11 protein-coding genes are annotated in these 14,270 nt (G+C 64.9%); 1 reads left to right on the forward strand and 10 read right to left on the reverse strand.

From position 1 onward, the window contains the following. Positions 1 to 70: 70 nt before the first annotated feature. The 10 genes from D6Z43_RS11675 to D6Z43_RS11720 all read right to left on the reverse strand — a co-directional run bounded on the left by D6Z43_RS11675 (position 71) and on the right by D6Z43_RS11720 (position 10,872). Positions 71 to 1,078 carry a sulfotransferase family protein gene (locus tag D6Z43_RS11675; protein WP_120652259.1) on the reverse strand — a complete coding sequence of 336 codons (1,008 nt, stop codon included), beginning with the start codon at positions 1,076 to 1,078 and terminating at the stop codon, positions 71 to 73. Continuing rightward, positions 1,066 to 1,866, reverse strand: a complete 801-nt coding sequence (locus D6Z43_RS11680; RefSeq protein WP_120652261.1) for an aspartyl/asparaginyl beta-hydroxylase domain-containing protein — start codon at positions 1,864 to 1,866, stop codon at positions 1,066 to 1,068. The genes D6Z43_RS11675 and D6Z43_RS11680 overlap by 13 nt, the downstream gene beginning before the upstream one ends. Positions 1,867 to 1,890: 24 nt before the next feature. Then, positions 1,891 to 3,987 (reverse strand): efflux RND transporter periplasmic adaptor subunit, encoded by a 2,097-nt coding sequence (locus tag D6Z43_RS11685; protein ID WP_174235603.1) that lies wholly within the window; start codon positions 3,985 to 3,987, stop codon positions 1,891 to 1,893. Then, positions 3,984 to 5,303 carry an efflux RND transporter periplasmic adaptor subunit gene (locus D6Z43_RS11690; RefSeq protein WP_120652263.1) on the reverse strand — a complete coding sequence of 440 codons (1,320 nt, stop codon included), beginning with the start codon at positions 5,301 to 5,303 and terminating at the stop codon, positions 3,984 to 3,986. Before D6Z43_RS11690 ends, D6Z43_RS11685 begins: the two co-directional genes overlap by 4 nt. Next, the gene (locus D6Z43_RS11695) at positions 5,300 to 6,052 is read right to left on the reverse strand and encodes an efflux RND transporter periplasmic adaptor subunit (protein WP_371924418.1); all 753 of its coding nucleotides are present in this window, start codon (positions 6,050 to 6,052) and stop codon (positions 5,300 to 5,302) included. Before D6Z43_RS11695 ends, D6Z43_RS11690 begins: the two co-directional genes overlap by 4 nt. A 273-nt stretch (positions 6,053 to 6,325) precedes the next feature. Further along, positions 6,326 to 7,147: an aldo/keto reductase gene (locus D6Z43_RS11700; protein ID WP_120652265.1), complete on the reverse strand. Its 822-nt coding sequence runs from the start codon at positions 7,145 to 7,147 to the stop codon at positions 6,326 to 6,328. Between the two features lie 77 nt (positions 7,148 to 7,224). Next, positions 7,225 to 7,632, reverse strand: a complete 408-nt coding sequence (locus tag D6Z43_RS11705) for a VOC family protein (RefSeq protein ID WP_120652266.1) — start codon at positions 7,630 to 7,632, stop codon at positions 7,225 to 7,227. A gap of 77 nt (positions 7,633 to 7,709) precedes the next feature. Then, positions 7,710 to 8,363 carry a hypothetical protein gene (locus D6Z43_RS11710; RefSeq protein ID WP_120652267.1) on the reverse strand — a complete coding sequence of 218 codons (654 nt, stop codon included), beginning with the start codon at positions 8,361 to 8,363 and terminating at the stop codon, positions 7,710 to 7,712. 134 nt (positions 8,364 to 8,497) lie between these two features. After that, positions 8,498 to 9,898 carry an amino acid permease gene (locus D6Z43_RS11715; protein WP_120652268.1) on the reverse strand — a complete coding sequence of 467 codons (1,401 nt, stop codon included), beginning with the start codon at positions 9,896 to 9,898 and terminating at the stop codon, positions 8,498 to 8,500. A 305-nt stretch (positions 9,899 to 10,203) separates the two neighbouring features. After that, on the reverse strand, positions 10,204 to 10,872 hold the full coding sequence (locus D6Z43_RS11720) for a bifunctional 2-polyprenyl-6-hydroxyphenol methylase/3-demethylubiquinol 3-O-methyltransferase UbiG (RefSeq protein WP_120652270.1): 669 nt from the start codon (positions 10,870 to 10,872) through the stop codon (positions 10,204 to 10,206). A gap of 97 nt (positions 10,873 to 10,969) precedes the next feature. On the opposite strand from D6Z43_RS11720, the gene D6Z43_RS11725 reads away from it, so the two are divergent. Further along, complete coding sequence (locus D6Z43_RS11725; protein ID WP_120652272.1) at positions 10,970 to 14,077, forward strand: transglycosylase domain-containing protein; 3,108 nt, start codon at positions 10,970 to 10,972, stop codon at positions 14,075 to 14,077. The last annotated feature ends 193 nt before the right edge of the window (positions 14,078 to 14,270 follow it).

Raw genomic sequence — 14,270 nt, forward strand, 5'->3', positions numbered from 1 at the left:
CGAGATCAACGTCGGAAGAGTATCTCAAGGTGCAGGCCACTAGCCACCGTTTAGTTAATAATCAATAGGACTAATTTCTAACCTCTGTATGAAGTGTCTGCTCTATACACCGAATACGCTCCAATCCTTCGTACGAATCGTCCGCCCAACGTTCCACGGCTGCGCGTACTTCGCCGCTGGCCTCATCACGCTTGCGCTGGCTGTCGGCGCTGAACCACATGGCCGGCTGCTTGGCATCGAAGGCCGCGATATCCCGCAGCTTCGGCGTATCGGCTTCGCCGAGGCCAAACACGGGAGCCAGGCGGTCCCAGAGCGCGTCAGGCAGCTCGTTGTAGTTCACCGGAATGCCTCCCTGGGCTCGGCACAGCTCGAGCCCTTGCTCGAGAATGCGTCCGATCGTGCGGCTGGTGTATTCCAGGGGCGACATGGCCGCGATGTCCTCCCCGGCGAAATCCAGAGCTGACGGCCCGAGCAGCCCCGGCACCCGATGCATGCCGGGCTGGCGCAGTTGGGAAACGACGATTTCCAGCGGATCGCGGTACAGAAAGATGCGCGGCGTATTCGGGTAAAGGTCTCGTAGCAGCGGCGCTTCGAACACGTTCCAGGCATCCAGCTTGACCATCAGACGCTGCTCGCCCCCGCAACGCCGCTGGCCATAGGCCGACATCAGCGCTGCGATCCATGCTGGCTGCTGCGACGAAGCCGCAGGATCGTGGAAATGCGCGCGCAACAGGCTATCCAGCGGCGGCGGTTCGGACAGCACGACATGCCGCTCAAGGCTCGCCAGCATCTGGGCCATCAGGGTCGAGCCGCAGCGGGAGGCATGAAAGATCAGAACACTCGGCGCAAATCCCGGACTGGAGATTTGCCAGTCCAGCAGCACATCCAGTCCTGTTTCGCGGCGGAATGCCTGGTTGAAAGGCAACCGTAAGGCCAGGTCAACGTCGTCACGAAAGAAAGGCCGAGTAAGCCGCTGCTCGCCGAACCAGCACCAGTCCAGGCGCCACTCGCCGTCGCGTTGCCAGGCGCGGACCGGCAGCCAGCCGTGAAGATCACCGTGTGAATTCATGCTTTCCATTGCTCACTCCACGCCTGCTTGCCCAGGCGCATGGCGGCACGGACGTCCGCCTCGGAAAAATGCAGGCCGCACGCGGCGGCCAGTTCGACGGTTTCCCGCAAGAAGTCGCGAACCTCGGTCAACGACCGCAGTCGCTGGGCAAGGCTCGCGTCCTGCTCCACCAACTGGCGGAATCGTGCAAAGTCCTGCCCCGCCCTACCCTGTTGCAGCGTGGGAGTGGTGGGCAGCCCCTGGTCGATGGCAGCAACCATCCAGTCATTGGGCTGGCAGTCCAGCACCATATGGATGCGCTCCCCTGGCCCCGGGTTATCCACCCGATGCGGGCGTGACAGGTCAAGAAACCAGCACTCGCCAGGCTGCATGGGCACCTGCAGGCCATCGACGAGGAACTCCACGCCAGCCGGGCTCAGCAGAGGGACGTGCAGACGCACGTCACTGCCTGGCTGGCCCAGATCCAGGTCGCGATGCTCATGGATGCGCGACCCCGGTCCCAGGCGAAGCAGGCGCGCGCTGCGCACTGTGGTGTGGAAGGTGCCGAGCAGTTCATTCCAGGCCACCTCGCGCTGCCACCAGGTGCTACGGACGGGTGAGCCCAGACCTGGCGCCAACGGCAGGGGCGAATCCTCGGGGGTAATCAGTGCGACGCCACTCCAGTCGCCTTCGTAGTAACCGGTATTGAAGTGGCTCTGCCACGCGTCAGACTCGATGCGCGCCAGGGCTTCCAGCAGCGGGGCCAGTTCGAACCTCAGCGGCAGGCGCGAGCAAATTGGCAATGGGGGGATTGGCATGGAACCGTCCTTGCTCCTTGGAAATCAGAAACCGCTTTCCCTCACACCCAGCGCCGCCAGCCTTCTCCAGGCGAAGCCCAGCAGGGACTGGCCCTCCCCATCCAGCACCACGACGCCACGCAGGGGTTGTGCCGGATGGATGGAATCGTCCAGCAGGCTGAGGCGCACACCGTACTGGGCCTGCACTGGCTCCGCCCGGTGCTGGGCGTCGCGGCGCACGGCAATGGGGCCGTGGTGATCGGAACTCAGGGCCTCCAGTTCCAGATAGGCCACGCCCGTGGCATCCACCTCGTCCAGGCGCACCGACAACGCCGGCCGCGCCGGATCGTCGGCGATGAAGCGGCCTTCGGCACCGACCTGTACCCGCCAGAGTTCTTCTTCGGCCAGATATCCGCGCAGACGCAGGCCCGCTTCAACCACGCGCGCCATGGGTTCACGTGGGCTGAGCCAGCGACCTGGCGTGAGGTCCGGCAGCAGGTCGCGCACCACGCCAGTCTGGGGCGCACGCAATTGCAGGCGTTCGCGCTGCGCGGCCAGCCCGCGGTATTCGGCCACCGCTTCAGCCAAGCGCTGCTCAAGAATGCCGGCATCCGCGGCCGTCTCGCTGCGTCCCGCCTGGCGGCGCAGTTGCAACTGGAGAATCTCGATCTCGCGGCGGACGATCGCCTGGCGGGAGTCCAGGTCTGGGGACTCCAGTTCAAGCAGGAGGTCGCCCTGCTCCACCGCCTGACCATCCTCCACATGCAGCGCCTTCAGCCGCGCCGCCACGGGGGCGTGCAGGGCGGTTGCCCGCGAGGCCTCCAGCAACGCCGGAACCTCCACCGAACTGCGCCAAGGCAACGCCAGCAGGATCAGTACCAGCAACAGGCTGGCAGCGGTCAGCAAGGCCTTGCGAGGCTCGGCCTGATCGCGGCGCTGCCACCACTCGGTCCACTCGCGCCAGATTGGCAGACCGATGAACCAGACCAGTTCCACCAGCATCAGGAAAATGCCCAGCACCTTGAAGAACAGGTGATAGACCGCCAAGGCGATACCGAAGAACAGCACCGCGCGCCACAGCCAGGAGCCATAGCCCCACACGATCAGGCGTCGCGCCATGGCCGGCTGCCAGGGTTCGGGCGCCGGCTCGCCATAACCGAACAGGGCCTCGCGCAGGCGCCAGCGGCACAGGGCAAAAGCTCGCGCCTGGAGGTTTTCCACTCCCCAGAGATCGCTGAGCAGGAAATAGCCGTCGAAGCGCATGAACGGATTGAGGTTGATGATCACCGTAGTGATCCAGGTGGCGCTGGCGAGCATGAATGCCGAGGTGCGCGCCGGTCCGTCCGGCAGTAGCGACCAGGCCAACAGCGCGAGCACCGCCAGCACCAGTTCGGCGAGCACGCCGCCGGCACCGATCAGCAACCGCGAGCGGCGGTCATTGACCCGCCAGGCGTCACTGACGTCGGTGTAGAACATCGGCAGCAGAACCATGAACGCCAGGCCCATGCTCTGCACCCGGCAGCCGGCGCGCTTGGCCATGAAGGCATGGCCGAACTCGTGACAGAGCTTGGCGAAGGTCAAGGCGACGCCAAAGGCCAGGGCGCCGCCAAGGCTGAATAGATGGGGGAAGGTCGCGATGAAGCGCTGCCAGTCCCGCGCCACCAGGAACAGGCCGAGGGCGAACACCAGCGGCAGGCCCCAACGCATCAGCCAATGGCCGTTACGCTCGAGTACGGGCCAGGCGCGGTTGAGGAACGCGTCGGGCCGCCATAGCGGAATACGGAAGAACAGATACTGGTGCAGCACGCGGTTCCACAGGCTCTGCTTTGCGGCAACAGCCTTCATCCCATAGCTGGCGCGCTGCTCCTCGTCCAGGGCCGCGATCAGATCGTGGCCTCGCAAGAACCGCAACAACTCCTCCACCTCCGGCGAACCCAGGGGCAGACCGGGTTCGGCGTTGGCCGCGTCCAGCACCCGTTGCGGGTCGCCCAGGGCCCAGTGACGCAGCAGGCGCACGGCGGCCGCACCGAGCTTGAAGTAGCGACCGCGCAGGGGGTCGGCCAGGGTCCACTGCGGCGCGCCATCCAGCCCGGGGGCGGCCGGCGACAACTGCAGGTCGGAGCGCAGTGCGGGCAGCATCAGAAGCCCAGGCTCTGTCGAGCCGCGGCCAGGGGCCGACGCAACAGGTAATAGGCAAGCGGCGCGCGATCACCGAAGAGTTTGGCCGTGCCGCGCAGGCCGATGCGCGGCGGGGCGTCAATGAAGGCAGCATCGAGGCGGTAGGCCAGTTGGCCGGCGGCGGTGGTCTGGGCCTCGTAGGCGGCACGTTCCAGACGAGCGCTGTGGCGGTTGAGCGGATCGCTGTCGAGGAACAGCGCCACTTCGGCCCCCGGTTGCAGGGCGATGGCGTCGCCCACTGGCAGCTCGATGCGCAGTTCGGCCTGGGCCGGATCGGCAATCTGCATCAACCGTTCACCGGTCTGCACCGGCTTGCCGGTGAGGCGCTCGGCATCAGCGAAAACCGCAATTCCGCCGCGCTCGGCGCGTACTTCACTACGTGCCAGCAACTGACGGGCATAGTCGCGCTCGGATCTCTTCTGCTCCACCCGCGCCGCCAGCAGGTCGATGCGTGCGCTGGACTCCGCATCGGCAAAGGCACGCTGCGTGTTGGCCTTGAGCTCGGCTTCGGCGACACCAAGGGCGCGCTCGGCAACGTCCGCCTGGGCCTTGAGGCTGGTGGCATCGAAGCGCACCAGCAGGTCGCCTGCGGCCACGCTCTGGTTGGGCTTGACCAGGAACTCGGCGATCACGCCATCCAGCGGTGCCGCCACCACCCGGCCCCCCTGGGGCACCACTTCGGCGGGCGCCAGCACTGACTGACGTACCGGCACCAGGAGCAGCAGGCAGAGCCCGCCGGCGATGGCCATCAGCTTCTTCTTCGGCCAGCGCAGGCGCCAGGGTTTGCGCGGTTGCAGGGCCAGCCAGGCATGGGCGTAGGTGTCGCCGAGCTGGGTCAGGAGGGCCAGTTCGGCTTCATTGAATGGATGCTCGCGAGCCAGCCAGAGTCCACCGAAAACCTCACCCTGACGATCTTTCAGTGGAACCCAGCCAGCATGGGCGGCGGACAGCGCCTGCCAGTCGACGCGAGACTGTTGGTCGAGGGCTTCGGCATCGATGGCGGCGGTTTCATCGAGCCGTTCCTGACGGAGTAACTGCGCGGCGGCACGTTCGACGAATGCCACGAAAGGCGCGTTGGGTTCCACCAGGCTGATACCGGTCAGTGCCCGCACCTTGCCGGCAATCAGCAAAGCGGCATGACGGAATCCGAACAGGGCCTGGCCATCGTTGACCATGGCGAAGGCCAACTGCTCGGTAGTGGCCTTCTGACGGGCCTGTTGCTGCAGCCCGAGAAAGAGCGCGAACACGCGCTCGGCCGCACCCGGCGCGGCTGCGTTCATGGATTCTCCGGGAAGCGCGCGGTGCCGCTCATGCCAGCCAGCAGGCCCGGTGCGTCGGCTGGCAGACCACCGATCAGCAGAAGGGTCTGGCTGCCTTCGTCGATGCGTGCGCCAAGGCGCTTGACCACCGCGTGCAGCGGCTGGCCGGTTTCGTCGGGCACGAATTCGAAGGCCTGATCAGGCTTGAGCTTGTTCAGCCAGCGGGAAGGCACCAGCAGATGGATCTCCAGGGTGCGGTTGTCCACTACGTCCAGCAGCGGCGCGCCACTGGCGACGCTTTCATGGGGTTGGACCTTGCGCGCCACCACCTGGCCGTCGAACGGTGCCTTGACCTGGCAGCGCTGCACCTGCACCTGGTAGACCTGCGCCTCGGCCTGGGACTGAGCCTGGCGTGCTTCGGCCAGGGCGACCTCGAAGCGGCCCACCGAGTTGAGGGCGGCCAACTGCTGTTTGTTCTTCAGCTCCTCGCGGGCGGCGCGCACGGCGGAATTGGCGGCATTCAGTTGGGCCTGGTACGCGCTGCAGTCGAAGCGCACCAGTACCTCTCCCTTCTTGAATGCCTGGCCTTCGGCGTAAGGCATCTCGACGATGCGCCCGGCCAGTTCACTGGCCAGGACTGCCTGGTTGCGGGCCCGCAGGACGCCACGGGCTTCGCCGCCGGGGGACGTGGCCGTGGCCGTGGCGGGCGCATCGAGCAACGGGTCCTGCACGGGCGGTTCCTCGGCCCAGGAAACCGCGACCAGCCCCATCACCCCAAACAGCGTCCACAACGTACGTTTCATCAAGGCCATCCCTGGATAGAAGTGGGCAAGAGTCTATGAGAGCTGTAGGACAATAGGAATCTGGGACGAGGAATTATCTTGCCATCAGTCCGGATTCGCCGCCGAGTGGCGCCATGTAGGAGCTAGCTTGCTAGCGAATCCTGACCATTTCGCCAGCAAGCTGGCTCCTGCAGTTGGGAGCCCCTTCCTGTGGGCGAATTCATTCGCGAATAAATTCGCTCCCACAAGAAGCAGCAGGCCTCAGAGCATTTCCAACGGACGCTTGCGCCGTGGCGGCGGGAAGCTGTGGTCGATCAGGGCGAGGTCGTCGTCGCTGAGTTGGAGCTTGTGGGCCTCGGCGTTCTGCTTCAGGTGCAGCGGATCGACCGCCTTGGGGATAACGATCACACCGTCCTGGCGCAGCGCCCAGGCGAGCGCCACCTGGGCGGTGCTGGCCTGATGGCGGCGCGCGACTTCCTGCATCGCCGCATTACGCAGCAGTTTGCCGCCCTGCCCCACCGGGCTGTAGGCCATGAGCGGCATACCCTGTTGCCGCTGGAAAGGCAGCAGGTCGAACTCGATCCCGCGCGCTTCGGGGTTGTAGAGCACCTGGTTGGCGGCACAACCGGCGGGCAGTTCGTGAAGGTCATCAAGGTCAAGGTTGGACACACCCCAGCGCGCAATCTTGCCCTGCTCGCGCAGGCGCTCGAAGGCTTCCACCGTCTCCTCCAGCGGGTGCTCGCCGCGCCAGTGGAGCAAATAGAGGTCGAGATGGTCGGTACCCAGGCGCTTGAGACTCTGCTCGCACGCCAGGGCCGTGCCCCGGCGGCTGGCGTTCCACGGATAAACCTTGCTGACCAGGAAGACCTGCTCCCGCAGGCCGGCGATGGCTTCGCCCACCACTTGTTCGGCTCCGCCTTCGGCGTACATCTCCGCGGTATCGATCAGGCGCAGGCCCAGTTCCAGCCCCTGGCGCAGTGCCGCGACCTCGCGCTTGCGTTCACTGCGATTCTCGCCCATGTGCCAGGTGCCCTGGCCGATGGCGGGCACCTGGGTGCCGTCGGGGAAGGTGATGCTTTGCATGGCGTATTCCTCGGAATTCCGTTCAGTCGGGATTGCCGGCAGCTGGGGCGCGATCTTCCGGCAATGGACCGAGCGGCTCAAGCCCAGGGATCGTACGAACCAATGCTCCACAAGTGGCCTTCCGGGTCGCGGCAGGTGAAACCTCGCCCGCCGTAGTCCTCATCCTTAAGGGGCAGCACGATGGTGGCGCCGGCTGTCACCGCGCGGGCATGCACGCCATCGACGTCGGCCACCACCAGATAGATGCTCTGCGTACCCAGGCCGCCGGTTTCGTCGGGCTGGCGCATCAGTCGACCGTAGTCGGTGTCGCGCACGGAACCGAGCATGATCATGCCCTCGCCAAGGCTCAGTTGGGCGTGAGAGATGCTGCCGTCCTGCTCGGGCACCACCAGATGCTCGACGAAACCGAAGGTGTGGCAGAGCCAGGCGACGGCGGCGGGTGCGTCGCGGTAACGCAGGCAAGGAACGGCAGTGGAACCGGCCATGGCGATGATCTCCAGAAACAGTGATTGGCTTCAGCCTAGCTGCCCAATCGCGTCGCGCGGGACCGGCGGTCACACTATCAGGTGTACCCCTGACTCCAAGGTCGGGAGCGGAAGCGAATCGTCGGAAGTGGCGGTTTTCCGGGACGTTCGAGGGCACGGGAAAAGTCCAACTGGATGTCGCTGGACGGTTTGGGTACCGGCCCGGCGAACTTCAGGATGAACTGCCAGCTCCGCTGTGGCACCGCCAGTCGGTAGTCCAGCCCGGCGGGGGACTGGTTGATCGCCTGCAAACCGTCCAGAGGGAACTGACCCACATCGCGAACCATGATCAGGGATACCGCCGCCGGCTCAAGGACACGGCCGTCGACCCTTAGCACCACATGCTCGGGACGAAAGTGGAAGTCGGCAGTAGCCGGCTGGATTTCCAGCAGCAGGCGAATCCCGTCCTTCTCGTCATAGCGTGGCTTGTCGATGGGGTCATACATCACCGGCACCACGAACAGGATCACCTGGAAATCGTTCTGCTGGATCTGGTTGTGCAGATCCAGGGTCAGCGCGACATCAGTCAGTTGAATACGGCCACGCTCGTCGGCCGCCTGGTCTTCGACGAAGGCCGCACTCTCCACGCCCGAACGAAAGCCCGCGCACCCGGTCAGCAGCAGGCAAACGATCAGGATGCTCGCAAGCAAAGAGTTGCCGACGGTCAGAAGCCGGGAAGCAATACACAGCATGAACACCTCCTGGGGATACCGGCGCATGGCCAGTTGGCGAAGGATAGTCCGCTGATCGGCCGGTCGCTTCAAGCACCCCGAGAAAGCACCGGGCCCGCACATGGCGGGCCCGATGGTCATCGCGAAGGTCTTTGTCAGGCGGCGTCGCCAACGGGCTCCGAGGCCCTGGTCGGAGCCAGGTTGAGCGCCTTGTACAGCACCACCAGCAGCACCAGGAAGGCCGGGCCCACGTAGAGCGCGACGCGGGTGTCGGGGAAGTAGACCATCAGGCCCACCACCAGCACCAGGAAGGCCATGGCCAGGTAGGAGCTGAGCGGGAACAGCCACATGCGGTATTGCAGCTTGCCTTGTTCGGCGGGGGTGAGGCTGCGACGGAACTTCAATTGCGCCAGCAGGATCATCGCCCAGGTCCAGATGGCGCCGAAGGTGGCGATGGAGGTTACCCAGACGAACACTTTCTCCGGCACCAGGTAGTTGGCCAGCACACCCAGCAGCAGCGCGGCACCGGACACCAGCAGTGCGCGACGCGGCACGCCGTTGGACGTGACGGCGAAGGCCCGCGGCGCCTGGCCTTGCTGGGCCAGGCTGTAGAGCATGCGGCCGGTGCTGAAGATGCCGCCGTTGCAGGAGGACAGCGCGGCGGTGATCACCACGAAATTGATGATACCGGCGGCGGTCTTGATGCCCAGGCTCTCGAAGGTCATCACGAAGGGGCTGCCCTGAGTACCGATCTCGTTCCACGGATAGATGGAGAGGATCACGAACAGTGCGCCCACATAGAACAGCAGGATGCGCCAGAACACTGAGCCAATGGCCTGGGGAATGGTCTTCTGCGGGTTCTTCGCTTCGCCGGCGGTCAGGCCGATCATTTCCACACCGAGGTAGGCGAACATGACCATCTGCAGCGACATCAGCACGCCCTGCACGCCGTTGGGCATGAAGCCACCGTGTTCCCAGAGGTTGGAAATGCCGGTGGCGATACCGTCGTTGCCGAGGCCAAAGACGATCATTCCGGTACCGGCGACCACCATGGCGATGATGGTGACGATCTTGATCAGGGCGAACCAGAACTCGAACTCACCGAAGGCGCGCACGGCGATCAGGTTGATGCCGCCCATGCTGATCAGCGCCGCGAGGGCCCATATCCAGCGCGGCACCTCAGGGAACCAGACGCCCATATAGATGGCCACGGCGGTGATTTCCGCCACGCAGGTCACCAGCCAGAGGAACCAGTAGTTCCAGCCGGTGAGGAAACCGGCCAGTGGCCCGAGGTAATCCTGGGCGTAGCGACTGAAGGAGCCTGCCACGGGGTTATGCACAGCCATCTCGCCGAGGGCGCGCATGATCACCAGGATGGCAAGACCACCAATGATGTAGGACAGCATGATGGCCGGACCAGCCATCTGGATGGCCTTGGCCGAACCCAGGAAAAGGCCGACGCCAATGCAGGCGCCCAGGGCCATCAGGCGGATGTGACGCTCACCGAGGTCTCGGTGCAGCGATTCATGTTGTGGCTGATGATCAGCAACGGACATGCAGTGGTACCTCATTTTGTAGTTGTCGAGGAGTCAGCCGCGTAGCCGAAAAGCCGGGTCGTGGTAAGACCCTTGGCCGCCTGGAAGTCCCGTCCTTGTGGGGCTGAACAGTCCGGCGGGCGCAGACGCGTCCGAGATCGGCGGCGAGTCTTGCACAAAGACAAGGCAACGTCATGCCTACTTTTGGTGCACGAAAGTGCCGATAAGGGGGAGTGGAACGAAGTTCGCAGGATGGGTCGGGCGGTGCTCCGTTAGGAACGAAACCCAGCGCGACCGAACGATGGGTATCGCAAGCGCCTCCTTTCCTACTTCCTGGCCTCAAGCAATAGGGACAGCGGCTCGCCGGTATGCGGATGGACCGGCTCGCGCAAGGCCTCGATGCGGTAGCCGCTGACGAGCAGAAGCGCGCACCAGGATTCCAGGGTGCGGAAGTACCAGGGCATGGGCTCGGGGAACTCGCCTTCGAAGGCGGCGAAATCCTCGCGGCGCCAGCCATCTCTGTATCCCTGGTCACCGCGGGCCTGCCAGGGATGGACAGTCTGGATCAGCAACAGCCCATCGCTGGTGAGCTGCTCGCGCAATGTCACCAGCAACGGCTGCAAATGTTCCTCGAACAGCGAGAAGTTGCACACCACGGCATCGAAGCAGCCCAGTTGGCCCGGATCGGCCTGAAAAGTGGTGTAGTCCAGACAGCGGAACTCACCACCGGCCGCCTGCGCCGCCGCCACCAGTGGCGGAGATGCATCGATCCCCAGCACCGCCAGCCCGTGTGCAACCAGCGCACGACTCAGCCAACCTTCGCCGCAACCGAGGTCCAGCACCCTCAACGGCCGATGGGTCAGGACGGCGTCGACAATGGCCTGGTCAGTGGCCAACTGCCTGCTTTCGATGCGACTTTCTCGTACTGCACGTGTCCAACCAGAAGCGTTGGCGCGCCAGCTGTGGTCGAGTTGCTTCCGATTGTCGCCTGTCATTGATTCGCTCCTGTTTTTGCCGCCACTCCACCATGCAGCCAGCCGACTACCTACTAAGATTGCAAGCAAGAGCGGTAACAGGCCAGGCCGGTGGACTATGGGCGCAATATGGCAATCCGACGAAACCAGGAACGAGGTACCCCCAGGTAGTCTCAATGAATCCGGCGTTCCGCCGGAAAAGCCACCACGCCGCAGGCACCGCCTCCTGTTCTGGAGCATTTTCCTGGTGACCTGCGGCATCGTCGTTGCCGCCGCCACTCATGAAATGCAGACGTCGCGCTTCCAGGCACGAGAGCTTAGCCGTTACGCGGCGACCCTCAGCTACAAGCTCGAAGATGGCCCGAGCAAGGCCATCCGCTACCCCGGCGACGGCCCGTTCGACCGCCGGCTGGGCTACGCCTCCCTGCCGGAAATGCTCGAACGCCTGGAAAAACGCGGCTATGCAATCGAACAGCAGACACGCTTCTCCCCCGCGCTGATCAACTACGCCGACCGCGGGCTGTTCCCGCCCTACCGGGAAAAGAGCCAGGCCGGCATCAGCATCTGCGACTGTCGTGGCCTGCCCTTCTATCAGTTCAGCTACCCGCAGCAGCGCTACCCGGAGTTCGCGAGCATTCCACCACTGCTGGTCAACAGTCTGCTGTTCATCGAAAACCGCAAACTGCTGGACCAGGAAACGCCACTGGCCAACCCGGCGGTGGACTGGCCGCGCTTCTCCAAGGCCGCCCTGACCCAGGTAGGCAAGGCCATCGACCTGGACGGCCAGTCGGCCGGTGGCAGCACCCTGGCGACCCAGTTGGAGAAATACCGCCATTCACCGTTCGGTCGTACCGCCTCGGCCTCGGAGAAGATTCGCCAGATGGTTTCGGCCAGCGTGCGCGCCTACCAGGGCGGCCCGGAAACCCTGGCCGCGCGCGAACGCATCGTCCTGGACTACCTCAACAGCGTGCCGCTCTCGGCCGCGCCGGGACATGGTGAAGTGCACGGCATAGCCGACGGATTGCGGGTCTGGTACGGCGCCGATTTCAATCGGGTCAACCGGATACTGGGGAGCAAGGACAGCGATCTGGACGAACGCGGCCTGGCAATGCGCCAGGTGCTCTCGCTGTTCATCGCCCAGCGCCGCCCTTCCTATTACCTGTCCAGCGCCCATGAAGAGCTGAACGCCCTCACCGACAGCCATATCCGCGTGCTGGCTGGCGCGGGGATCATCGACACGCCACTGCGCGACGCCGCCCTGGGTGCCAAGCTTCGCTTCCGCAACTGGGTGGAAGAACCGGCGCTTCAGGCAGTGGAAGCGAACAAGGGCATCAGCGTGGCCCGGAGTCGCCTCTCGAGCATGCTGAAGATGCCGCTGTACGATCTCGACCGCCTCGATCTCACCGCCAGCAGCACCTTGCAGAGCGAGCTGCAGAACGCTGTGACCGACTACCTGCGCCAACTGGCCGATCCGGCCTTTGCCGAGCAGGTGGGGCTGTATGGCGAACGCCTGCTATCCCCGGAGAAAACCCGTGAAGTGCGCTACAGCTTCACCCTCTTCGAGCGCACCCCGTCCGGCAACCGCGTGCGCGTGCAGACCGACAACACCGACCAGCCCTTCGACATCAATGAAGGCAGCAAGCTGGAGCTGGGCTCCACCGCCAAGCTGCGGGTGCTCGCCACCTACCTGGAAAACGTAGCGACCCTGCACGAGCGCTACGCCGGCCTGCCGGTGGCGGAACTGCGCAAGGTTCCGGTCGACCCACTGGACTTCATCACCAAGTGGGCCATCGACTACCTGATCCAGACCAAGGATCGCAACCTCAGCGCCATGCTCCAGGCAGCCCTGGACCGCACCTACTCCGCCAGCCCCTACGAAGCCTTCTTCACCGGTGGTGGGCTGCACGCCTTCAATAACTTCCGCAAGGAAGACAACGGCCGTCGCCCCAGCCTGCGCGATGCCCTGCGCGAGTCCATCAACCTGCCGTTCGTGCGCCTGCTGCGCGATGTGGTGCGGCATGACATGTACCGTCCCGACGGTGGCAAGATGCAGCTCCTGTCCGACGACAAGGACCCGCGCCGCCAGGGCTATCTGGACCTGTTCGTGTCCCGTGAGAGCCAGACCTATCTGCGCCGCTTCTGGAACAAGTACCAGGGCAAGGACGCGGAGCAGCGCATGTCGACCTTCCTCGACGGCCTCAACCCCTGGGGCGCGCGGATGGCCGCCATCCACCGCTACCTGCAACCGCAGGCTGACCTGGCCACCTTCGCCGCGTTCATGCGCGAGCGGGTGCCCAAGGCCAACCCGCCGCTGACCGACAAGCGCGTGGAAGATCTCTACACCCGCTACGGGCCGGGCGCCTTCGATCTCAACGACCAGGGCTATGTGGCCCGGGTGCACCCGCTGGAGCTCTGGCTGCTCGGCTACCTGCAGGCGCATCCGCAAGCGACCTACCGCGAGGCCGTGGAGGCCAGCGGCGACGAACGCCGCGAGGTCTATGGCTGGCTGTTCAAATCCAAGCGCAAGTACGCTCGCGACAAGCGCATCCGCATCATGATGGAGGTGGAAGCCTTCCTCGATATCCACGAGCACTGGAAATCCCTGGGCTATCCGTTCGACCACCTGGTACCGTCCCTGGCCACCGCCCTGGGCAGCTCTGGCGACCGTCCGGCAGCCCTCGCCGAGCTGATGGGCATCATCCTCAACGACGGCGTGCGCCAGTCCACCCTGCGCATCGAGCAGCTGCACTTCGCCGCCAACACCCCCTACGAAACCCTGGTGGGCCAGCAGACCAGCGAGGGCAAGCGAGTCATGACCTCGGAGGTAGCGGCCACCCTGCGCGACGCACTCTCGAAGGTGGTGGAGGGCGGCACCGCTCGACGCCTGCAAGGCAGCTTCACCCTGCCCGACGGCAAACCGCTGGTCCTGGGCGGCAAGACCGGTACCGGCGACAACCGCATCCAGACCGTCACCCGCTGGGGCACGGTGAAGAGCTCAAAGGCGATGAACCGCACCGCCACCTTCGTCTTCTATCTGGGCCCGCGCCACTTCGGCACCCTCACCGCCTTCGTCGAAGGCAGCCAGGCTGACAAGTTCAGCTTCACCTCGGCTCTGCCCGTGCAGGTGCTCAAGGGCATGGCGCCCATCCTCCAGCCCTACCTCGCCCCCGGCCTGAACACCCAGTGCCAGGACCTGGCGCCGGCAGTGCAGGTGAGCAGGCGGTAAGCCCCTTGCGAATGGATTCGCTCCCACGGCCTTTCGTACTTATCGATCCACCATCGGTGTCAGACCTGGCCAAGCTGGTGGATGTGAAAAGCGACATCCACCCTTCGTGCTGAATTCATTCGCCACGCGGGACGCAGTCCCGCCGTAGGTTGGCGCAGAGCGCAGCGAAGCCCAACGCATCGTGGCTCCGGTC

This window comes from Pseudomonas sp. DY-1 (genome assembly GCF_003626975.1).
In the GTDB taxonomy this organism is placed as follows: domain Bacteria; phylum Pseudomonadota; class Gammaproteobacteria; order Pseudomonadales; family Pseudomonadaceae; genus Metapseudomonas.

Bases quoted from the DNA above. Each gene is read 5' to 3' on its own strand.
- D6Z43_RS11675 (WP_120652259.1), bottom strand. From the start codon at position 1,078: ATGGAAAGCATGAATTCACACGGTGATCTTCACGGCTGGCTGCCGGTC.
- D6Z43_RS11680 (WP_120652261.1), bottom strand. From the start codon at position 1,866: ATGCCAATCCCCCCATTGCCAATTTGCTCGCGCCTGCCGCTGAGGTTC.
- D6Z43_RS11690 (WP_120652263.1), bottom strand. From the start codon at position 5,303: ATGAACGCAGCCGCGCCGGGTGCGGCCGAGCGCGTGTTCGCGCTCTTT.
- D6Z43_RS11695 (WP_371924418.1), bottom strand. From the start codon at position 6,052: ATGGGGCTGGTCGCGGTTTCCTGGGCCGAGGAACCGCCCGTGCAGGAC.
- D6Z43_RS11700 (WP_120652265.1), bottom strand. From the start codon at position 7,147: ATGCAAAGCATCACCTTCCCCGACGGCACCCAGGTGCCCGCCATCGGC.
- D6Z43_RS11705 (WP_120652266.1), bottom strand. From the start codon at position 7,632: ATGGCCGGTTCCACTGCCGTTCCTTGCCTGCGTTACCGCGACGCACCC.
- D6Z43_RS11710 (WP_120652267.1), bottom strand. From the start codon at position 8,363: ATGCTGTGTATTGCTTCCCGGCTTCTGACCGTCGGCAACTCTTTGCTT.
- D6Z43_RS11715 (WP_120652268.1), bottom strand. From the start codon at position 9,898: ATGTCCGTTGCTGATCATCAGCCACAACATGAATCGCTGCACCGAGAC.
- D6Z43_RS11720 (WP_120652270.1), bottom strand. From the start codon at position 10,872: ATGACAGGCGACAATCGGAAGCAACTCGACCACAGCTGGCGCGCCAAC.
- D6Z43_RS11725 (WP_120652272.1), top strand. From the start codon at position 10,970: ATGGGCGCAATATGGCAATCCGACGAAACCAGGAACGAGGTACCCCCA.